The organism is Coralliovum pocilloporae, assembly GCF_030845175.1.
Lineage (GTDB): Bacteria > Pseudomonadota > Alphaproteobacteria > Rhizobiales > Cohaesibacteraceae > Coralliovum > Coralliovum pocilloporae.
This window is the reverse complement of sequence record NZ_CP132542.1, coordinates 2,747,229-2,767,446: the sequence shown is the minus strand read 5'-3', so window position 1 is coordinate 2,767,446 and position 20,218 is coordinate 2,747,229. Positions and strand designations below refer to the sequence as shown.

At 56.2% G+C, this 20,218-nt stretch carries 18 protein-coding genes; 12 read left to right on the top strand and 6 right to left on the bottom strand.

Annotation, left to right across the window (positions count from 1 at the left end; all coding sequences use genetic code 11):
- Window positions 1–48 precede the first annotated feature (48 nt).
- A complete protein-coding gene (locus tag RA157_RS12695) occupies window positions 49–1,140 on the bottom strand; it encodes a 3-hydroxyacyl-CoA dehydrogenase (protein WP_350333497.1) in 1,092 nt (363 codons plus the stop codon).
- Window positions 1,141–1,320: 180 nt separating this feature from the next.
- On the opposite strand from RA157_RS12695, the gene RA157_RS12690 reads away from it, so the two are divergent.
- The 4 genes from RA157_RS12690 (at window position 1,321) to ubiA (ending at window position 4,852) form a co-directional block, all read left to right on the top strand.
- On the top strand, window positions 1,321–2,055 hold the full coding sequence (locus tag RA157_RS12690; protein ID WP_350333496.1) for a response regulator: 735 nt from the start codon (window positions 1,321–1,323) through the stop codon (window positions 2,053–2,055).
- A 244-nt stretch (window positions 2,056–2,299) separates the two neighbouring features.
- Window positions 2,300–2,653 (top strand): ArsR/SmtB family transcription factor, encoded by a 354-nt coding sequence (locus RA157_RS12685; protein WP_350333495.1) that lies wholly within the window; start codon window positions 2,300–2,302, stop codon window positions 2,651–2,653.
- A gap of 47 nt (window positions 2,654–2,700) precedes the next feature.
- Entirely contained in the window at window positions 2,701–3,801 is a 1,101-nt protein-coding gene (locus RA157_RS12680) for a phosphotransferase family protein (RefSeq protein ID WP_350333494.1), read from the top strand.
- 109 nt (window positions 3,802–3,910) lie between these two features.
- Window positions 3,911–4,852 carry a 4-hydroxybenzoate octaprenyltransferase gene (gene ubiA / locus RA157_RS12675; RefSeq protein ID WP_350333493.1) on the top strand — a complete coding sequence of 314 codons (942 nt, stop codon included), beginning with the start codon at window positions 3,911–3,913 and terminating at the stop codon, window positions 4,850–4,852.
- 15 nt (window positions 4,853–4,867) lie between these two features.
- Here ubiA and RA157_RS12670 read toward each other — a convergent pair whose 3' ends face one another.
- Both RA157_RS12670 and purD read right to left on the bottom strand, forming a co-directional pair.
- The gene (locus RA157_RS12670; protein ID WP_350333492.1) at window positions 4,868–5,749 is read right to left on the bottom strand and encodes an EF-hand domain-containing protein; all 882 of its coding nucleotides are present in this window, start codon (window positions 5,747–5,749) and stop codon (window positions 4,868–4,870) included.
- A 455-nt stretch (window positions 5,750–6,204) separates the two neighbouring features.
- The gene (gene purD / locus RA157_RS12665) at window positions 6,205–7,485 is read right to left on the bottom strand and encodes a phosphoribosylamine--glycine ligase (protein WP_350333491.1); all 1,281 of its coding nucleotides are present in this window, start codon (window positions 7,483–7,485) and stop codon (window positions 6,205–6,207) included.
- Between the two features lie 169 nt (window positions 7,486–7,654).
- Between purD and mutL the strand changes: the two genes are divergently transcribed.
- The 5 genes from mutL to RA157_RS12640 all read left to right on the top strand — a co-directional run bounded on the left by mutL (window position 7,655) and on the right by RA157_RS12640 (window position 14,993).
- Window positions 7,655–9,523: a DNA mismatch repair endonuclease MutL gene (gene mutL / locus RA157_RS12660; protein WP_350333490.1), complete on the top strand. Its 1,869-nt coding sequence runs from the start codon at window positions 7,655–7,657 to the stop codon at window positions 9,521–9,523.
- 351 nt (window positions 9,524–9,874) lie between these two features.
- Window positions 9,875–10,372: a hypothetical protein gene (locus RA157_RS12655; RefSeq protein ID WP_350333489.1), complete on the top strand. Its 498-nt coding sequence runs from the start codon at window positions 9,875–9,877 to the stop codon at window positions 10,370–10,372.
- A gap of 174 nt (window positions 10,373–10,546) precedes the next feature.
- Window positions 10,547–13,708, top strand: a complete 3,162-nt coding sequence (locus RA157_RS12650) for an AsmA family protein (RefSeq protein ID WP_350333488.1) — start codon at window positions 10,547–10,549, stop codon at window positions 13,706–13,708.
- Window positions 13,709–13,765: 57 nt separating this feature from the next.
- Window positions 13,766–14,662: a DMT family transporter gene (locus RA157_RS12645; protein WP_350333487.1), complete on the top strand. Its 897-nt coding sequence runs from the start codon at window positions 13,766–13,768 to the stop codon at window positions 14,660–14,662.
- Window positions 14,663–14,783: 121 nt separating this feature from the next.
- A complete protein-coding gene (locus tag RA157_RS12640; RefSeq protein ID WP_350333486.1) occupies window positions 14,784–14,993 on the top strand; it encodes a hypothetical protein in 210 nt (69 codons plus the stop codon).
- Window positions 14,994–15,042: 49 nt separating this feature from the next.
- Here RA157_RS12640 and RA157_RS12635 read toward each other — a convergent pair whose 3' ends face one another.
- From RA157_RS12635 to RA157_RS12625, 3 genes are all read right to left on the bottom strand, one after another.
- Complete coding sequence (locus tag RA157_RS12635; protein WP_350333485.1) at window positions 15,043–15,759, bottom strand: glutathione S-transferase family protein; 717 nt, start codon at window positions 15,757–15,759, stop codon at window positions 15,043–15,045.
- A 100-nt stretch (window positions 15,760–15,859) separates the two neighbouring features.
- The gene (gene rsmD, locus RA157_RS12630; RefSeq protein ID WP_350333484.1) at window positions 15,860–16,414 is read right to left on the bottom strand and encodes a 16S rRNA (guanine(966)-N(2))-methyltransferase RsmD; all 555 of its coding nucleotides are present in this window, start codon (window positions 16,412–16,414) and stop codon (window positions 15,860–15,862) included.
- Window positions 16,395–17,432: a pseudouridine synthase gene (locus tag RA157_RS12625; RefSeq protein ID WP_350333483.1), complete on the bottom strand. Its 1,038-nt coding sequence runs from the start codon at window positions 17,430–17,432 to the stop codon at window positions 16,395–16,397. Before RA157_RS12625 ends, rsmD begins: the two co-directional genes overlap by 20 nt.
- Window positions 17,433–17,514: 82 nt before the next feature.
- Between RA157_RS12625 and RA157_RS12620 the strand changes: the two genes are divergently transcribed.
- The 3 genes from RA157_RS12620 to RA157_RS12610 all read left to right on the top strand — a co-directional run bounded on the left by RA157_RS12620 (window position 17,515) and on the right by RA157_RS12610 (window position 20,204).
- Complete coding sequence (locus RA157_RS12620; RefSeq protein ID WP_350333482.1) at window positions 17,515–17,961, top strand: nucleoside deaminase; 447 nt, start codon at window positions 17,515–17,517, stop codon at window positions 17,959–17,961.
- Between the two features lie 154 nt (window positions 17,962–18,115).
- On the top strand, window positions 18,116–19,432 hold the full coding sequence (locus tag RA157_RS12615; protein WP_350333481.1) for a sigma-54-dependent transcriptional regulator: 1,317 nt from the start codon (window positions 18,116–18,118) through the stop codon (window positions 19,430–19,432).
- 205 nt (window positions 19,433–19,637) lie between these two features.
- A complete protein-coding gene (locus RA157_RS12610; protein ID WP_350333480.1) occupies window positions 19,638–20,204 on the top strand; it encodes a hypothetical protein in 567 nt (188 codons plus the stop codon).
- Window positions 20,205–20,218 lie beyond the last annotated feature (14 nt).

The following is a 20,218-nucleotide window of genomic DNA, read 5'->3' as shown; positions in this document are numbered from 1 at the left end:
AGACCTTCAATCAGAAGAGACCCTAAGAGCTCGTTTCTGCGCGAATTTTTATGTGAAAAGTCTGCCAACTCTCTCAAGTGTGTCCGGCACTGGCAGGTCATAGGCCTTGCAGATCGGCTCGACAGCGGCACGGATCCTGTCCTGTCCCCAATTGTCCATCAGGGTGCAGGGTGGTATGCCGAACTTGAGTGCCATGGACGCACCCATATCGATATCCTGTGGTGAGGCGACACCCTCATCGAGCAATTGCAGCACGGCCAGACATGTTGCGCCGACCATGCGATCAGCAATCGCTGCATCATTGGGACCCGGTGTGTCATCCCCCTCTTCAATGGTCCAGAACTGGTCCGCATCACCTGTCCGGATCATACCGTCCGCCGGTTCGTAGAACCGCCCAAGCGTCGACAGATTACGGATAGCGTTGAGGTTGATGCGCGGCTTGATGATGTTCATCACCAAAAATGGCCCGGCCGCAGCACCGAACACATCACGGCAGACCCGGTCCACCTCAGCAGGCTCTGCCAATTCCTCGTCAACCAGACGGGCCGCCTCGTTGGTATAGGGACAGAAGAAGCGATTGACCGCAAAACCGCTTGAATCCCTGCATTGAAGTGGCTGTTTTCCGGTGCTTTTGAGGAAAGCCAGAGCTGTCTCAGCCACCTCATCCAACGTCTGTGGGCCTCGTACCAGTTCACAGAGCGGGTTGACCTCCGCCGGGCTGAAATAGTGCAGCCCCAGAAAACGCTCCGGTCGGGAAAGACTTCCGGCCAGATCCGCCACTTTCAGACAGGATGTGTTGGTGGCAACAATCGCACTGGATTTCAGCAGAGGATCAATCCGCCGCAAGAGAGTCTGCTTCAGTGTCAGGTCCTCAAAAACGGCCTCAATCACCAGGTCGACCCGCGGAATGACCTCCTCCAGAACCCCTGTTTTCATCCTGGCGCGCGCAGCTTTCGCATCCTCTTCAGAAAGGCGTTCCTTCTCGACCCAACGGGCGAGAACCGTATCCGCTTTCCGCAATGCGGTGTCGAGTGCAGCATCAGATTCATCAATAAGATAGATTTGATTTCCCGATGATGCAGCACCGATAGAAATTCCCGATCCCATCGTTCCAGCACCAATAATCGCTATACTTATCAATTCTCTATCCCCGTTTCGGAAATCTCAAATTCTATCTTGAGCCTTTCGAGGGATACTGTCCACCCCTCTATCGACCTAGGTCCTATACCGTGCTGCAACAAAAAAATCCGGCGAACTATTGTGCAGTGCGAAATGTCCTGTTATCGTTTCCATTCGGCTAATACCGTGGAGGAGAGCATTATGGCACAACTGGCTATCCCTGTAGCGGAGGTCCACAACGCGGCACCGCTGCTTATTGCAGACGATCATCCCATGTTCCTCGATTATTTCGTGGGTCTGGTGGGCGATGCTGCACCAAGCCGGGTGCTGAACAAGGCCCGCTCCTTCACCGAACTGGCAGCAAGCCTTGAGACCAATTCAGATGTTGATCTGGTCTTCATGGATCTCAGCATGCCCGATATTCGCGGGTTGTTTGGTCTGCTCTACCTTAAAACACGCTATCCCCATGTGCGGTTTGCCGTTGTTTCCGGCAATTCGTCCCGCAAGACCATCGAGACCTGCTTTGCGCTTGGTGCGCATTCCTTCATTCCCAAGAACACGGATCGCGATGGTGTGCAGAATGCGGTGTCCCATGTTCTGGAGGGCGGCATCTGGCCAAGCTGGCAGCAGTCAGAGCCGACGACCCTGTCTGATGAAGAGCATGCCCGTCTGGATGCCGTGCGCAAGCTGACCCCGCAGGAGATCAAAACCTATATGCTCCTGTGTGAGGGTATGGTCGACAAGCAGATCGCCAAGGTTCTTGATATTGCGCCATCAACTGCAAAGGCACATGTGGCGTCGATTCTCAAGAAATTATCTGTATTTACACGTACACAGGCCGTGATCTACGCGTTTGAGCTTGGCGTGGAAGAAACCATGTATCTGCCGGAAGGTCTTCTGGCCATGGAACGCAAAGCATACGCCACAAACTCCTGAGAAATTTGTACTAATTCTTTAGTTTGTAATTGAATCCAACGCATTAGCCACATAGGATCTGACACAGGTCTTATGTGGCTTTTTGTTTTGGAAAGCGTTTCGCAATAAGTCTCTCAAACTTGTGAACGAAAGCGTTACTTGAGAGGAATTGCAAATAATAATCGTATACCCCACCTTAGTGGCACAAGATCCCGCAAATGGGGCGAAACCGGCAATGGAAGATCAAGAGCAATAGCGGGCGACTATGGGACTAGTGCAACTAGAGAATTATCAAGCCTCAGATGAGCTGAATTATCTCGCTGACCGGGCCAAGTCTGCAAGCGACTTCCTGAAAGCACTTTCACATGAAAGCCGCCTTCTCATCCTCTGCATACTGGCAGAGGGCGAAAAGACGGTGACAGATCTGGAAGCAATTCTGAATCTGAGACAGCCTACCGTTTCCCAGCAGCTGGCCCGCCTTCGAATGGATGGTCTCGTGTCCACCCGCAGGGCCGGGAAGACCATTTACTACTCCTTGTCCAACGATGATACGCGGCAGATGATCAAGGTCATTTACGATCTCTTCTGCAATCGCAAAGCGGCTGCGGCTTCCAGTTGACCTGATCCGTTATTCCGTGTCTCTTTTCATCGGAGGAAGGAGACAGGATGACGGAGTTTGACCGGCAAGAAGCGTTCAGCGGGACACAGGATAGCCCTCCCGCTCTGCAACTTGATCACACTGGGCTATGCTCCTATCTCGCCGACCAACTCCCCGAATTCTCATCAGTCTTCAGACCTGACACCCTGACAATCCGGCAGTTCAAAGGTGGACAGTCCAACCCGACCTATCTGCTTGCACATTCAGAGAAATCCTTTGTTCTCCGTCGCAAGCCACCAGGGCCTTTGCTGCCATCAGCCCATGCTGTTGAACGGGAATTCCGCATCATCAAAGCGCTGGGCAGCATCGGATATCCGGTGCCGGAAGCGTTTCATCTCTGCGAAGATGACACCATTATAGGTTCCGCTTTCTATCTGATGGAGAAAGTGGATGGCCGCATTATCTGGCAGCCTCATATCCCTGGTGCATCAGTAGAAGAACGACAGGCGATCTTCGGAGCGATGATTGATGGGCTGGCCCGCCTTCATACAATAGACCCTGACCGCGTCGGGCTGGGCGACTTCGGAAAGCCCCGGAATTATGTGGCGCGACAGATCAAACGCTGGTCAAGCCAGTACACGGCCTCTGAGACTGTGTCTCTGCCAGATATGGACTGGCTGATTGACTGGCTTCCATCCGCGTTTCCGTCGGATCAGGCTTCCGGTCAACCCGGGCGGATTGTTCACGGGGATTACCGGCTGGATAACCTCATCCTGCACCCGGTCCGTTCTGAAATCCGGGCTGTTCTTGACTGGGAACTGTCAACTCTCGGGGATCCGATTGCCGATTTCACCTATCATCTCATGCAATGGTATCTTCCCCCTTCCGGCAACGGCCAAGGTGTCGGTTCGCTTCTGAGAGATGACCTTGCGGCCCTTGGCATTCCCGATGCGGAACGCTATTGCGCAACCTACGAAGAGAAGACGGGATTTGCCGTCAGAGGTCGTCTCACCGTCTATCTGGCCTATAATATGTTTCGCCTGGCAGCCATCTTTCAGGGGATTGCGGGCCGCGTTCGTGATGGCACGGCCAGCAGCAGCAATGCCACAGCGGTCGCGTCCATGGTCGGACCGATAGCCAAGGCTGCGCGCAAGCTTGTTGATGGCTGAAAAGATCGTTCCCGCCTGTTTGAAAATCCGGTAAGAAGAGCGAGCATATTCCCGAAAGTGTGTGCGGTTTTCGGATAAGAATCTGCTTGAAAACAAAGAGACAGCGGCAATGAACGAGACAAATCAGAGCGGAATGGTAGCAGACGCCCCCAAAAGCAATTGGGTCGACCGCTTTGCGCCGGAATGGCTCAAACCCTATGCGCGTCTTGCCCGCTGGGACCGGCCGATTGGCTGGTGGCTACTGTTTCTGCCCTGCCTGTGGTCCGCAACCCTGGCTGCAGATGCAAAGGGCTTCTATCTGCCCAATCTCTGGCATATCGCCCTGTTCTGGATCGGCTCTGTGGCCATGCGTGGTGCCGGATGCACCTATAATGATCTGGTGGACCGGGATATTGATGCAGCAGTCGCACGGACTGCCTCCCGTCCCATTCCATCAGGACAGGTCAGTGTTGCGGGAGCCAAGGTTTTTCTTGTCCTGCAAGCACTTGCCGGGCTTCTGGTGCTGTTGCAATTCAACATTTTCACCATCTGGCTGGGTATCGCATCCCTTGGCTTCGTTGCCGCCTACCCGTTCATGAAGCGGATTACCGACTGGCCTCAACTTGTACTGGGTCTGGCTTTTTCCTGGGGGGCTCTTGTGGGCTGGGCAGCCCTGTTCGGCAGCCTGTCCCTGGCGCCGGTCTGTCTTTACCTCGGAGGTATTCTCTGGACCATCGGCTATGACACGATCTACGCCCATCAGGACAAGGAAGACGATGCGGTGGTCGGCGTCCGCTCCACGGCTCTGCTGTTCGGTGCCGCAACACGCTACTGGCTGATTGCGTTCTACGGTGGTGCGACACTGCTGTTTGGTCTGGGTTTTATTCTTGCAGATGCGGGCCTGTTTGCCTTTGGCGGTCTTGTGGCCGGGCTGGCCCATCTCGCCTGGCAAGCCATCCGCCTTGATATAGACAATGCGGATGACTGCCTGCGCCTGTTCAAATCAAACCGGGATTATGGTCTGATCCTGTTTGCTGGCCTTCTGGCCGATGCGCTTATAACCGCGGGATAAACCCACCATTGCTGGTCAGCGGACACTGCTTCCGAAGTCTATTTCAACCGTCGGCAGATTATCAAAGAACTCCGCGAAATTGATCTTCCCGTTCCGGTCAGCGTCCATCATAGCAAACACGACGCGTAGCTCGTCAGCCGGGACGCCATAAATCTTCTCCTGGGCTGGTGGCGGATATCCGGGCAGACCTTTGAACAGAGCCTGCTCACATTCCGGGCTGAGGGAACTTCCTTCAGACCACATAAGCTTCGCCAGCTCCGCAAGCTCCTTGCGGTTGAGATAAGCACTCTTGTCCTTGTCCAGACGCTTGAACTGTTTTTGGGCATCCTCCTTCATCGCAGCCAGGAATTCGTCATATGTGATGGTTCCGTCTTTGTCCGCATCAACCGTAAAGAGCGTCTCAACGGTCTTCTGAATGTCGGCGTCTGCCTCAAATTTTTCAAAGTCATCACGGCATACTTTCGGCACCTCTGCTGCCGGATGTTTCACATCTCTGATGACTGATCCGTTCTCGGTGACGGTTACACTGACCTCATCGCCAAGTTCGAATTCATCTCTGGAAATCACTCCGTCCTCGTTACGGTCCAGCATGGCAAATGTAACCCGCACCCCGCTCTGCGCGGTGACAGGGGTTTGTACGGCAATATTCCAGCCAATCGCCAATGTGGCGACGGCGACGGTCGACAGTGCAAAAGATTTCCATTTTCCTGATAGCGCCTGTGTCATCGGGCTTATTCCTCTGCTGAAATGATCGTCTGCGGAGGTGGATATTTCCCGTTCGACAAGCGTTCGGACAATCTGGCTGAGCGGCTTTCCCCGTGCTTTGCACAAGGCGCTGAACTCAGCTTTGACTTCCGGAGAAATCCGGACCTCAATTGTCTCGGTTTTCTTACTCATGGTCACTCGCTCCTCAGGGCAATATCCTGTTCCGCGTTCAATGACACAGACATGCGATCCGAAATATGCGGATGCAATTTTTTCCGTGTCCGGACACAGGTATAATCGTGTCCGGACAGGATCTATTCTTGAGATCAATGTGTTGAAGTTATGTCACAAGCCGGAACGGCTTCACTCCAGAGGCGGATACTAGGGTCAAGACTCATTGCTCACGCCCATTCTGTTTATCAGGGAAGTACAGAATGGGCGCAAACAAGAGCGCCGGACGGGTGGACCCTATTCAAGCTGTTGTTTGTGGTCAGGCTGAGCTTCCCTGATGAACCCAACGGGCGAGGTCATTTTACCGTTCAGCTTTGTTGGAGATCCTTGAAAACCGGAAGGTTTCCTGCGGACCTCCGCCGCGCCGGACGAAAAAAGGACTATCGCAGAATGAACGTGAGCAATGAGTCTTGACCCTAAGCCTCTTCCCGCTCAACAGCACGCCAGCCGATATCACGACGACAGAAGCCATTGGGCCAGGTGATGCGGTCAATAGCCTGATAGGCCCGGCTCTGGGCTTCGGAAACAGACGTGCCAAGGGCGGTCACATTCAGCACGCGTCCGCCGGTGGCCAGCAGAGTGCCCTCATCGCCACGTGCGGTTCCCGCGTGGAAGACGCGTACGACATCGTCTTCTTCGGCCTGCTCCAGTCCGCTGATCGGGGTATTTTTATCATAAGATCCCGGATACCCTTTTGAGGCAAGAACCACGGTCAGAGCCACATCATCAGACCACTGGACGCTTTTACCCGAGAGCGCGCCCTTTGCGGCAGCTGCCATCAGGTCAAGCAGATCAGATTTAAGACGCATCATCAACACCTGACATTCCGGATCGCCAAAGCGCACATTGTGTTCGATCAGTTCCGGGCCCTTCTCGGTGATCATCAGGCCCGCAAAGAGCACACCGACAAAGGGCATACCGCGGGATTTCATGGCATTGACAGTGGGCAGGATGATTTCATCCATGGTGCGGGCAATCATTGCCTCTGTCATCACCGGTGCTGGTGAATAGGCACCCATACCACCGGTGTTCGGTCCCACATCCCCGTCTCCGACGCGCTTATGGTCTTGAGCGGTTGCAAGCGGCAGCGCGGTTTCTCCGTCACAGATGGCAAAGAAACTGGCTTCCTCACCAACCAGGCAGTCCTCGACAACCACCTCGGCACCGGCTTTGCCGAAACCACCTTCAAAGCACATGTCGACAGCAGCCAGGGCCTCTTCAAGCGTTTCGGCGACCACAACACCCTTGCCGGCTGCCAGTCCATCAGCCTTGATGACGATAGGCGCGCCGCGTTCGCGAACGTAGTCAGATGCTTCATCAGCATCGGAAAACCGTTTGTAGGCTGCGGTTGGAATGTTGAATTCGGCACAGAGGTCCTTTGTGAAGCCCTTTGACCCCTCAAGGGCTGCCGCCTCACGGGATGCACCAAAGACCGGAATATCTGCGGCTTTCAGGTCATCTGCCAGACCGGCCACCAGAGGTGCCTCCGGGCCGACAACCACAAGGTCAATCCCCTTGTCACGGCAGAAGGTGATGACAGCGGCATGATCATCCACATTCAACGTCACGCATTCGGCCAGTTCGCTGATACCTGCATTGCCGGGGGCGGCATATAATGTGGTCAGCAGAGGAGATTTCGACAGGGCCCAGGCCAGAGCGTGCTCTCGCCCGCCAGAGCCTATCAACAGAACATTCATGACGCTATCCGAGGGTTGAAGTGAGATTCTGTAGTCTTGATCAGCGGCTGAATATCACGATGTGCCACCCAGGGTCAAAGCTCCTCGTTCACACCCATTCTGATTTGTCTTTCCCCTCGAATCCGGCAACATAGGACCTGAACCTCCTTTTCAGGGACCCAAGCGCATTATGGCCGTTCGCCGTCTGTCAGAAACCGTGATCAATCGCATCGCCGCCGGTGAAGTCATCGAGCGCCCGGCCAGCGTGGCCAAGGAGCTGATTGAAAACGCTCTTGATGCCGGTGCCGAGCGGATTGAAGTGGTGACTGCCAGCGGTGGCAAGACCCTGCTGCAGGTGACTGATGATGGTCACGGCATGAGCGAAACCGATCTGCAGCTCGCGGTGGAGCGTCACTGTACATCGAAACTGACCGAAGACGACCTGATGGATATCCGCACGCTGGGTTTTCGCGGCGAAGCCCTGCCCTCAATCGGCTCAGTGGCCCGGCTGACCATCACCTCTCGGCAGGCGGACAGCGATACGGCCCTGCAGATCAGCGTTGATGGCGGTGCACAATCCGACGTCAGCCCGGCCGCCCAGCCCAGAGGAACCCGGGTCGAGGTGCGGGATCTGTTCTTCTCGGTTCCGGCCCGACTGAAATTCCTCAAGTCCGACCGGGCAGAAGCCAATGCCATTACCGATGTGGTCAAGCGGCTGGCCATGGCCCATCCGGGAACACGGTTCACCATTCGCGGCTCAGACCGGTCGCAGACCGACTATCCGGCTGCGAGAGGCGACGATGCCCAGCTTGTGCGTCTTGGACAGATCATGGGACGGGACTTTCAGGACAACGCCCTGCCCATTCATGCGGAGCGGGAAGATATCCGTCTGACGGGTTTTGTCGGTCTTCCGACCCTCAACCGCGCCAATTCCATGATGCAGTTCCTGTTTGTCAATGGTCGCCCCGTCCGGGACAAGCTGCTGCTGGGTGCCATTCGCGGGGCCTATATGGACTTTCTGGCACGAGACCGGCATGCAATGGTGGCGCTGTTTATCGATCTTGATCCGCATCTGGTGGATGTCAATGTCCATCCGGCCAAAGCTGATGTGCGGTTTCGGGATTCGGGCCTTGTGCGTGGCCTGCTTGTGGGGTCGATCAAACAGGCTCTGACCCTGGCAGGACATCGCTCATCATCAACTGGCGGTTCGGCCACACTGGATGCGCTGGTCACCTCCCCGTCCCTGCATCAGTCTACAAGCGACGCGGAATCGACGGGTGTTTCATCTGCCTATCAGGCCTCCTCATCCCATCGCGCTGCGCCGATGATGGATTACGACTGGCAACAGTCCGGTCAACGCCCGCTGATGCCGCAGCAAGGTGGCTTTGCCCAGGATGACGGAGATGGCCTCACACCGCTGGCTGAGCCCAGCGCTGATACCCGCCCGTCCGACAGTCCGCTGGATGGAGAGCGGGTTTCACGACCGCTCGGTGCGGCCCGTGCCCAGATTCACGAGAACTATATCATCGCCCAGACGGACCATGGCCTGGTGATTGTCGATCAGCATGCAGCGCACGAGCGCCTGGTCTATGAACGGCTGAAAGCCGCCATTGCCGAGAAAGGCATTGCCCGGCAGGCTCTTCTGATTCCGGAGATTGTCGAGTTACCGGAAGAGGATGCAAACCGGTTGATTGACCGGGCCGAAGATCTTCTGGAGGCCGGGCTGGCTATCGACTCTTTCGGCCCCGGTGCCATTGCCGTGCGCGAGACCCCGGCCATGCTGGGCAATCCGGATATAAAGGGCCTCATCCGCGATCTGGCTGATGAACTGGCGGAATGGGATACGGCAGACAGCGTCAAGGAACGGATCGATCATGTGGCTGCCACCATGGCCTGCCACGGCTCTGTCCGCTCCGGCAGACGGCTGCGTGCAGAGGAAATGGACGCCCTCCTGCGCGACATGGAAGCAACGCCACATTCTGGCCAGTGCAATCATGGACGCCCCACTTATGTGGAACTCAAACTGACAGACATCGAACGCCTGTTTGGGCGGCGTTAGGGTCAAAACTCATTGCTCACGTCCATTCTGCGATAGTCATTTTTTCGTCCGGCGCGGCGGAGGTCCGCAGGAAACCTTCCGGTTTTCAAGGACCTCCAACAAAGCCGGACGGTAAAATGACCCCGCCCTTTGGGTTCATCAGGGAAGCTCAGCCTGACCACAAACAACAGCTTGAATAGGATCCACCTGTCCTGCGCTCTTGTTTGCGCTCATTCTGCCCTTCCCTGATGAACAGAATGGGCATGAGCAATGAGTCTTGACCCTAAGGTCAAAACTCACCCCAACAGGGTCATAATACCGCCATTTTCTCCTCTCTGAGTCAGGTCATATATTGATTTGGAGATTATTATTATGCGTTCGTTTGATTGGTTTTTCGTTCTGACACTGACGATTCTTGCCTCAGCACTGGCGTTGATGCCCACAGCATCCGAGGCCACTGAACCCCCGTTTGTGTGGCATTCCGGCAATGACAGTCTGGAGTTTGGTATTCCGGAAACAGATGCCCGCTATCTGCGTGCAAATTGTATGGCTGGTTCTTCAACGATTGAGCTCGATTTCCTTATGGAACTCAAAGGCGTCGAGACCAATGACGATATTGTACTGCAGGTCGCCGCTGGCAAATACCGGCAGGGGATGACCGCGAAAGTCGCCCATTATTTCGGCGATGGCGAGTATTTCTACCCTGTCCTCACTCTTTCAACAGACGATTCCTTCTGGACTGCAGTCATCCGTGAACAGTCGCTGACGCTCACAACCGAGGCTTCTGACCCTCTGTCCCTTTCACTGAAAGGCAGTGCGGCTCCGGTAAGGGCCTTTCTGGATGCCTGTCAGACCGCGCAAAAAAGCTGACCGGCATCTTCACCGGCCGCTTTTGACGTCAAAGAAGCCCGAACACCTGCAAAGGCTGGCAGGAACCATATCCTTGCCAGTTTTCCGCAGTATCCTCGAACCAGAAGGGAGAACTCACGGACAACCTCTGTTATAATTCCCTTAACCATTAGAATCGCGGACCCCGGTTAGATCATGCGCAAGTTGTTTATCGTTCTCGGCTCTGTCCTCGGGATTTCAGTTCTGGCGCTGCTTATTGCGCCGATGTTCATCTCGACAGATCTCGTCAAATCCCAGGTGACCGAGCGGGTTTCCGGTGCAACAGGCAAGCGTCTGTCCATTGACGGGGATGTCAGCATCAGCGTCATTACCGGCCTGAAGCTGAATGCGGAACAAGTCACCCTGACCGAAGCAGACGGCACGCCTCTCCTCTCCATTCAGGAAGTGGATTTTGGCCTGGCGCTGAGCCCGCTTCTTAATGGTGTGGTGGAAATTTCTCAGATCAAACTGGAGCAGCCGCGCATCACCCTGAGCAGCGCCCCGTCCGGGGATGGTGCCAATACAACGCAGAATTCTGATCCGGGTGGCGGGGCCTCTTCAAATGATGACCCGCTTGGTGGTCTTTCGCCTGAAACATTCCGGCTGAAGAAATTTATCATCCGCAACGGCCAGCTTGTCCAGCGTGGCGCGGATGGCAGCGAGGCAACCCTGGTCAACGACTTCGCTCTGGACCTGTCGCTGCCTGCCCTGAATGAACCAGCGCTTGCCAAGGGGCGGTTCAGCTTCAAGGGCAAGAGCCACGATATCGGCCTGACCGTCGGCAACCCATATGATCTGATCCGCAAGGCCGGGAGCGCGGTCGCGGTGTCTCTTACCTCCGACACTGTGCGTCTCACCGTCAATGGCCAGGCCATGGCAGCTGAAACCCTGTTCAAGGGTGATGTCAACGGTGCCTTGCCATCTCTTGCCGGTCTCGCTTCATGGCTCTCCGGCAGCAGTCCTGACCTTCCTGTCAGAGCCCTGTCGTTTGAAAGCCAGGTGGAAATGGCCGGGCCGGACATCAAGATCCTGCAGCTGGATGGCAAGGCCGATGATCTGCCTTTTGTCGCGGCGGCCCGGATCAGCACCGGTGGAGCGAAACCCATTGTGCGTCTGGCTGTTGATGTGCCTCAGCTGGATCTGGACGCCTTGCGTCAGGGCGGAACCACGTCCTCCGGGTCCACCACCTCCGAAAACACCCAGACAACGACAGGGGGCGAAACCGAAAGCCCGATCGATCTGTCTCCGCTTCAGGCCTTTGACGGCTTTGTCGACTTGCGGATTGCCGACCTCAAAGGCATGGGTCAGACCGTCAAAGACGTGGTCTTTATCACACGGGTTCAGGATGGAGCGCTGAGCGCCAAACTGCAGCAGGCAAAGCTTTCGGGCGGCTCTGCAGCGCTGGATCTGTCAGCACTCCAGGTGAATGGCGTGCCGGTCTTTTCAGGCTCTGCCAACCTTTCCGGTCTTGATGCCGCACCACTTCTTGCTCTTGCCGGTACCGGCGGCTTCAAGGTAAAAGGCCGCCTTTCAGCAGAAGCGAGCTTTCAGGCAGCAGGCAGCACGACCAGTGCTCTTAAAGATGCCCTGGAGCTGAATGCCGGACTGCGGATGCATGATGCCTCTGTCAGCGGTGTCGGCGCGCTTCTTGGCAACCCGAAGGCTGATACGGTCAGCAATCTTGACGTTACAGCCTCTGTCACTTCCCTCACCTCGCCGGTGCGTCTTGACGGTGCACTGACGTGGAATGGTGAACGCGTTTCGCTGGATGCAACAGCAGACCCCCGCCCTCTTCTTGATGGCAAGCCGACCAATGCCAAGCTGTCTCTGAAGAGCCGCCCGATCTGGGTTCGTTATAACGGGCGTCTTCACCCGGCGGGCCAGACCCTGGCCAATGGTGAAGTGGTTGTTTCGGCCGATTCCCTAAAACGTTTCCTCGGCTGGGTCGGTCAACAGACCGGTGACAGCACACCAGATGGAGATCTGTCCCTCAAAACCCAGCTTGCCGCCTCCGACAAGGCGCTCAGCCTTGAACAGATAAGCCTCACCTTTGGCGAGACAAAAGGGTCAGGCAAGGCGTCCGTCGGGCTGGCTGGCAAGCCCGATATCAAGGCGCAGTTCGTCTTCGATGCCCTTGATGTTACCCCCTTCCTCGGATCGGGTGAAAGCGCAGGCGAGCATGCGCAAACCGGCGGACAATCCTCTGGCGGCAAACGTGGCTGGAGCACTGAACCAATAGACTTCTCCGCTCTCAACAGCCTCAACCTGTCTCTTGATGTAACCACACGGGTCCTGAAGGCTAACAAGATCAAGACCGGTCAAAGCCGTCTCTCTGTTACCATCAAAGATGGCTTTGCCGAGGCCAATCTGGCGGAACTGGCGCTCTATCGCGGTGCCGGATCAGGTCGGGTCGTTCTGGACACACGGTCAGCCTCCCCGGCCATACAGGCAAAGTTTGACCTGAACGGCCTGAATGCCCGTCCCTTCCTGAAAGATGCTGCAAACTTTGATTCCGTCGAGGGTACAGGCAATATCGCTCTTGATTTTGCCACAACGGGTGCAAGCGAAGCCCAACTTGTCTCTGCCCTGAACGGCCGCGCTGCCTTTGCCTTTGCAGACGGTGCCATTGTGGGGATCAATATCGCCCGAATGATGCGGGCACTGACGACCGACATTCTCACAGGCTGGACCAATACCCAGTCAGAGAAAACGGATTTCAGCGAGTTTGCCGCCAGCTTCAACTTTACCAATGGCATTGGCCGCAATGACGACCTGCGCCTGCTTGGCCCGCTTGTGCGCGTTTCAGGCTCCGGGACGGTTTCCATGCCACCACGGACCATCGACTATCGTGTTGAACCGAAGCTCGTGGCCAATCTGACGGGTCAGGGCGGCCGCGTGGGGCTGGATGGTCTGCCGGTTCCGGTCATCATTCGCGGATCCTGGGACAACCCGCAGATCTATCCGGATATCAAGGGCATTCTGACAGATCCGGGCAACGCGTTCCGTCAGCTTCAATCTCTGGGTGGCAGCGTCGGCTCGGAGCTTTTCAAAGGCGTTGAAGGTGCGGGCAAGGTCGGCACCGTGGTCAAAGATGTGCTGGGTGAAGGTGCGGGCGGCATTGGCGAAGGCCTTGGCCAGCTTCTGGATGCGGCCGGTGGACGTAACAAAAATCAGAATACGGGCCAGACGAACAATCAGAACAACAATCAGGCTGGTGGCAACCAGAATTCAGGCGGCGCACAGCCCCAGCAGCAGGATCAGCGAAGTCTTGAGGAAGAAGCCATTAAATCACTTGGCAACATCCTGTTTGGCAACTAGGGTTCAAGAACTGATCGGCTCCCTCGAGCCGGTCCTCTTCTCTATCGGATGATATCTATGTCTTCGCTGCGCCTCGGTGACTTCGCCGTGCTGATCGTGATTCTGTTCAGCTGGGCCTGTAATTTCGTCGCAATCCGCTTCTCTGTGACTGACCTTTCTGTCACAACGACCCTGCTGGGTCGGTTCTGCCTTGTGGGGATTTTGCTTTCACCATTTCTCAAGTGGCCAGACTGGCAGACTTTCCGGCAGCTTTGCCTGCTGACCCTGGTTCTGGTTGCCGGGCATTTCGGCTTCCTCTTCTGGGCATTGCAGGAAACATCCAGTGTTGCGGGCATTGCGGTCTTTGTTCAGCTCGGACCGGCCTTTTCCGTTCTGATGGCCTGGCTGCTTCTGGGAGAGATTCCGGGCATTCGCCGGATTATCGGCCTTGGCGTCGGCTTTTCCGGCATCATTATCCTCTATTATGATCCGGGGCTTCTGAGCAGCCAGTTTGCGCTGTTGCTGGCTGTACTCTGTGCCTTTTTCCTTGGCTGCTACAATGTGCTGGTCAAGTGGTGTCAGGGTGTCAACGCCGTCAACATTATCGGCTGGACCTCCATTCTCGGCATTCCGATAATGGCGCTTGGGACCATGCTGGAAGGTGCAAGCCCGGTGACAGAGGTGCAGAATGCCTCACTGACCGCGCTCATTGCGCTTTGCTATACGGCCCTGATCGGCAGCATTCTGGGGCATGGTCTATGGGCCTGGATGCTCCAGAAGCACCCGGTTTCCGTCCTCGCCCCTCTGACACTGGCTGTGCCGATTATCACCACACTGGCTTCAGCTTTTGCCACAGGAGAAGCGATTACACTTCGCTTTGTTCTGGCCTCTGCCGTGGTTCTGGCCGGTGGCTGGTTCATCCTCAGATCACCGCCTGTTCTTGAGCGCATGAAGGACGGGGAGGATCGCGTCTAGGGTCAGGACCAGTTCAACTGGTCTTGACGGTCTTTTGACGAGCTCTCCATAGAACCTCCACACTTCTCTTCTTATCTGTCCTCAAGGGGGCCTTTGGACTCGTTTATGAGGAGAACCAGTCATGGCCTATATTACGCTCACCCAGGGAGAGTTTCAGACACTTCTCAACTCGATCAGATCACGCTGTACCAATCTGAGCCTTGGCATCAACGGCCATCTCTTGTGGAATGGTGCCATTGTTACACCCGGGCAGTCGCGCCATCTGCCGTGTAATCTTCATACAAAGCTGATTGAGATGGGAAAAGCCGGAGATATTCGGCAGTTGTCATGAAAAAAGGCGCCTCACCGGGCGCCTCTTCACAACATTTAAGATCGGAAGATCAATCCCGAGCCGGGATCTTCCATCCCGCTTCCGCTGCCGGGCGGGCATTGAAACGCTCCACATAGGCTGCAACATTCTCAAAGCTGTCAAACCCGGTCACATCTCCAGCCTTGTAAAACTTGTTGATCGTGGTGAGCCAAGGTGCAATGGCAATATCGGCAATCGAGAAGTCATTGACGATCCAGTCACGGCCTTCAAGGCGGGTATTCACCACATTCAGCAGACGCTTGGCCTCGTTGATATAGCGATTGCGCGGGCGGTCATCCTCAATCTCCTTACCGGCAAAGGCATAGAAGAACCCAAGCTGACCGAACATCGGACCGACGCCACCCATCTGGAACATCAGCCATTGCAGGACTTCCAGTTTTTCAGCTTCCGTCTTGCCCATCAGCTTTCCGGTCTTCTGGGCCAGATAGACGAGGATCGCACCGCTTTCAAACAGGCCGATAGGCTGACCGTCAGGGCCATTGGGGTCGATGATGGCAGGGATTTTATTGTTCGGGTTGAGGGACAGGAATTCCGGGCTTTTCACATCCGCGTCCGACAGGGTGACCTTGTGCGGTTCATACGGCAGACCCAGTTCCTCAAGAGCGATGGAAACCTTGACGCCATTGGGTGTCGGGAAGGAATAAAGCTGAATGCGGTCCGGGTGCTGGGCAGGCCAGCGTTTGGAAATCGGAAAGTCAGCGACAGAGGCATACCGGGTTTCAGACACGGGCATCATCCTGTTTGTTGAAAAATTCTTGGGCACCGGATGCGTGTCCCGCACCCGCCTATCGCTCATAGATAAGATCAGATTTCGGGAAGTCCAGTCTTCAGCCTGTATAGGCCAGATAGCGTACGACGCTGTCCCCGGCCTTGCGCTCGTCTTCAAGTGAGAACTCATCCGGGATTGCCACTTCGGCACCTGCGGCTTCCTCGAACACACAAAGCGCGCTGGCCTTCAACCAGCCGCCACCGGCAGCTGAAACCAGTGCCTGTTCACCAAGCCCCCGGCTGTAGGGCGGATCAAGGAAGACCAGATCGAATGGCTCAAGCGTGCCCACCTCGCCCAGTTTTGTGGCGTCCCGGCGAAAAATCCGGGTCCGCCCCATCAGGCCAAGGCTTTCGATATTGCGACGGAGAAGGCCACGTCCTTCGACACCTTCTTCAACGAACAGGGCATGCTCTGCCCCGCGCGACATGGCTTCCAGCCCAAGTGCACCGGTTCCCGCAAACAGATCCAGCACCCGCCTGCCCTCAAGGCCGCCAAAGCGATGCTCGAGAATATTGAAGACAGATTCCCGCATCCGGTCCGTCGTTGGCCGAATGGCATCCGTCTTCGGCCCTGCTAGCGCCTTGCCGCGAAACTTACCGCCGACGACGCGCATTGCGGCGTTTTCCTTCACGAATGATTTCTTCTACCGGATCTGAGCTGCGACGCTTCTGGCCACCTGGCTTGCCTTTGGAGCCTGGTTTGCCTTTGGCCTCTTTGCCCTGACCTGCGCTCTGCCCTGTGCCCTGTTTTCCAGCGTGCTTTCCGCCCCTGGCAGGTTTGCCATCGTCAGCCTGTCCCCGCTTTTGCTTGCCAGGTTGAGCTTTGGCAGACTGGGCCTTGGCTGACTGGGCTTTCGGCGCAGGTGGTAGCGGAGCTTCAAAATCAGCACCGGATTCCCGGGCCAGACGCTCACCAAGCTGATCACGCAGAACCCGACTGCGGATTTCCACGGCGGCACCGGCTTTCAGATCCATCAGCTGGAAAGGTCCATAGGATACACGGATCAGCCTGTTTACCGTCAGACCCAGCGCACCGAGAACCTTTTTCACTTCACGGTTCTTGCCTTCACGCAGGCCCAGCGTAAGCCAGAGGTTATCCCCCTGTTCACGGTCAATCTCGGCTTCAATTGCGCCATACATAACGCCTTCGACGATGATGCCATCAGCGAGAGACTTCAATTGGGCTTCCGTCACCTTGCCATGGGCACGGACCCGGTAGCGGCGCAACCAGCCGGTTTCCGGCAGTTCCAGCACTCGGGCCAGGCCACCATCATTGGTGAGCAGCAGCAGGCCCTCGGTGTTGATATCCAGGCGTCCGACAGTGATGACCCGTGGCAGGTCCTCCGGCAATTCGTCAAAGACGGTGGGCCGCCCTTCCGGATCGCGCGTCGTGGTCACCAGCCCGCGCGGCTTGTGATAAAGCCACAGGCGCGTCCGCTGATGCTGCGGCAAGGGCTCGCCATCAACCAGAATGGTATCGGTCGGGGTCACATTCAGCGCCGGACTTGAAAGCTTGCGACCGTTGACGGATACCCGGCCTGCCTCAATCCAGCGCTCGGCATCCCGGCGCGAGCAGAGGCCCGCACGTGCCAGGACCTTGGCAATGCGTTCGCCTGCTGCTGCCTCGCCCATCTTTGGGGCTTTGGCTTGCGTCTTTTGTTCTCTTCTGTCTTTCATGGCTCGTGCATAGCAGAGCTTTTTGAATGGTGCGAGCGTGAAACGACAATCCTTTATGGAAATTGCCCTGGAGGAAGCCAGACAGGCGGCTGATCGCGGCGAAGTGCCGGTTGGCGCCGTACTGGCCATGGGTGATCAGATTATCGCTCAGGCCGGAAACCGGACCCTTGAGCTGAAGGACCCCACAGCGCATGCCGAAATTCTGGTGATCCGGGCGGCCTGCGAGACGCTGGGTAGTGAACGTTTGCCCGGTTCAAGTCTTTACGTCACGCTTGAGCCCTGCCCCATGTGTGCTGCCGCAATCTCCTTTGCCCGGATTGAAACGCTCTATTATGGGGCGGGAGACGTTAAGGGCGGCGCAGTGGAGAATGGCGTGCGGCTCTATAATGCCGCAACCTGCCATCATCGACCCGATGTCTATTCGGCACTGGCCGAAACAGAATCGGCCACTCTTCTGCGCACGTTTTTCAAATCCCGCCGTTAAGCGGTATTTCACTCAAGCGACCTCGACTGTTGATCATTTTATCAACAGCCCACCCTGATACCGCGCAAGAAACTGTTTATTTACCATAACCCGGTCACAAATAGGGAAAGCGTAGAAGACCAGTCAAGACGTAAAGACCGAGGTAAGGATTGTTATGGGGGCGAAACGGGGCGCAACAAAGCCGACACGTATTCTTATTGTTGATACGGACCCCACCAGCCATCGCCTCGTCCGCGATTATCTTCTGAAAGTCACCGAAAAACCTGTTCTCTGCGACCATGCAGACAGTCTTGACGATGCGGTAGCCCTGCGCCAGTTAATCGCCTATGACATTGTTCTGATTGATCCTCAATATATTGGTGATCTGTCCCGTTTCAAACGGGTGGAAGCGCGGCTGAACTGCCCTCTTGTCTTGCTGGGAACACTTCCGACGCCGAAAGACGAAATCGCGGCCTTCCGCGCTGGCGCAGCCGGTCTGGTGCGTAAACCCTTCCGGGGAACCGACCTGTTCGACACGCTCAACAAAGCGCTGAACTACGCTCTGCAGCCTCAGGCCCCTGATACGGCGGAGGCCAATGCCACTCCCTCAGAGACAGTTTCTCAGGCCTTTATTGGCTGTTCTGTGGCCATGCAGGCTCTTGAGCGATCAATCCGCCGGATTGCCAAGGCAGATACTCCTGTCTTCCTCACAGGCGAGCATGGGGCCGGAAAATCATCTGCAGCCTCTCTGCTGCACAGCCTGTCTCCCCGATCAGACAGAACCTTTGTCCGTTTCACTTGTGGCGAAGGTGATCTGTCCAGAGCCTGGGACGAAGCACAGGGCGGAACGCTGTTCCTGCGCCGGATCACCCAGCTGAACGAGGACGAACAGCATTTCCTGCTTGGCCAGATAGATACCACTTCGGCAGAGGCTGCCTCAGCGCCGCGCCTTATCTCTGCCGACAGTCAGTCTCCTGAAACAGCGATCCGAACCGGTTTCCTTCGTGCGGATCTCTATTACCATCTGCGGGTTTTCCCACTTCATATCCCGCCCCTGCGCGACCGGGGTGATGACATTGCCCCGCTGGCGGAGCATTTTCTGGCGGACTTTACCCGGGCCGAGCGCAAGCGCTTCCTAAGTCTTGATCAATGCGCAATGGCGATGCTTCAGCATCACCTCTGGCCTGGTAATGTGCGAGAACTTCAGAACGCTATCCGCCAGACTGTGATGCTGCATGATGGCCCCGTTCTGACAGCCGAGATGCTGGCTGACTTTGACGTGCCCGAAACTGCGCGCAACCCTATGCATGCTGCCCCCTTGATCACAGACAGTGTCGTGCCGATCAAACCATTCTGGGAACAGGAACGGCAGATTATCGAAACAGCAATCACAGCCTTTGGCGGCAATATTACAGCGGCTGCCAATGCGCTCGAAATCAGTCCGTCGACCATTTACCGCAAGCGCTCGACCTGGTCAGAAAAAGTCGCATGAGCCGCCAGACAACACCCCCAATAACCCGCCGATCAGCCAAAAGTGACCATCTTGGGGCGGAAAATGGGCAGATCTGTTTACGATAGCGCCGATTCAGGCTTGCGCCTTTTGATTCCACAGTTATTTTGCCGTCGAGATATCAATAAGAAAGCTTGCGCGCTGTGGAAAACTGATCCCGGCCGCATCAGGCACGGAGTTGGGTGTCATGCGTCATATCGTTCTTGCGGCGGCCTTTGCCGGTTCCCTGGTTCCTTTTGCAGTGCATGCGGGCGACCTTCAGTCGAAAGCTGCGCTGGCAGAAAACCATCTGAACAAGGGCGATCACCAGGCCGCGCTCAGTGAACTCACCAAGGCTGCAGACGCCATTCGCGCCGCAATGCCCTTAAGCTTTGCCAAGGCCCTGTTTGTCACCTCATCTGATGGATACGGTCTCTACACGGCAAGTAACCAGTCCACGTTCAAGGCTGGTGATACCATCCGCCTTTACGCGGAACCTGTGGGCTATGGCCAGCCTCATACGGACCAGGGTTACGAAATCCGTATGACGGCAGACGTTGAAATCCGCAACACCACCGGTCAGATCCTGGGAACAACAGAGAACTTTGCAAAGTTCGGAGGCTACAGCCAGAGCCGTCGTGACGATCTCAGTGTCGACATCTCCATTGATGTCCCTGCCCTGCCACAGGGGTCTTATGAACTGGTTGTCCGCCTCAAAGACAGCCTGTCCGGCAAAACCGGCGAGCAGGTTGTTCCGTTCACGATTGATGAGTGAGCAAGGTCGCCCTC

Coding starts and splice junctions, on each gene's coding strand:
- RA157_RS12640 (WP_350333486.1), top strand. CDS start 14,784: ATGGCCTATATTACGCTCACCCAGGGAGAGTTTCAGACACTTCTCAAC.
- RA157_RS12625 (WP_350333483.1), bottom strand. CDS start 17,432: ATGGGCGAGGCAGCAGCAGGCGAACGCATTGCCAAGGTCCTGGCACGT.
- ubiA (WP_350333493.1), top strand. CDS start 3,911: ATGAACGAGACAAATCAGAGCGGAATGGTAGCAGACGCCCCCAAAAGC.
- RA157_RS12680 (WP_350333494.1), top strand. CDS start 2,701: ATGACGGAGTTTGACCGGCAAGAAGCGTTCAGCGGGACACAGGATAGC.
- rsmD (WP_350333484.1), bottom strand. CDS start 16,414: ATGCGCGTCGTCGGCGGTAAGTTTCGCGGCAAGGCGCTAGCAGGGCCG.
- RA157_RS12670 (WP_350333492.1), bottom strand. CDS start 5,749: ATGAGTAAGAAAACCGAGACAATTGAGGTCCGGATTTCTCCGGAAGTC.
- RA157_RS12650 (WP_350333488.1), top strand. CDS start 10,547: ATGCGCAAGTTGTTTATCGTTCTCGGCTCTGTCCTCGGGATTTCAGTT.
- RA157_RS12685 (WP_350333495.1), top strand. CDS start 2,300: ATGGGACTAGTGCAACTAGAGAATTATCAAGCCTCAGATGAGCTGAAT.
- purD (WP_350333491.1), bottom strand. CDS start 7,485: ATGAATGTTCTGTTGATAGGCTCTGGCGGGCGAGAGCACGCTCTGGCC.
- RA157_RS12690 (WP_350333496.1), top strand. CDS start 1,321: ATGGCACAACTGGCTATCCCTGTAGCGGAGGTCCACAACGCGGCACCG.
- RA157_RS12610 (WP_350333480.1), top strand. CDS start 19,638: ATGCGTCATATCGTTCTTGCGGCGGCCTTTGCCGGTTCCCTGGTTCCT.
- RA157_RS12615 (WP_350333481.1), top strand. CDS start 18,116: ATGGGGGCGAAACGGGGCGCAACAAAGCCGACACGTATTCTTATTGTT.
- RA157_RS12655 (WP_350333489.1), top strand. CDS start 9,875: ATGCGTTCGTTTGATTGGTTTTTCGTTCTGACACTGACGATTCTTGCC.
- mutL (WP_350333490.1), top strand. CDS start 7,655: ATGGCCGTTCGCCGTCTGTCAGAAACCGTGATCAATCGCATCGCCGCC.
- RA157_RS12645 (WP_350333487.1), top strand. CDS start 13,766: ATGTCTTCGCTGCGCCTCGGTGACTTCGCCGTGCTGATCGTGATTCTG.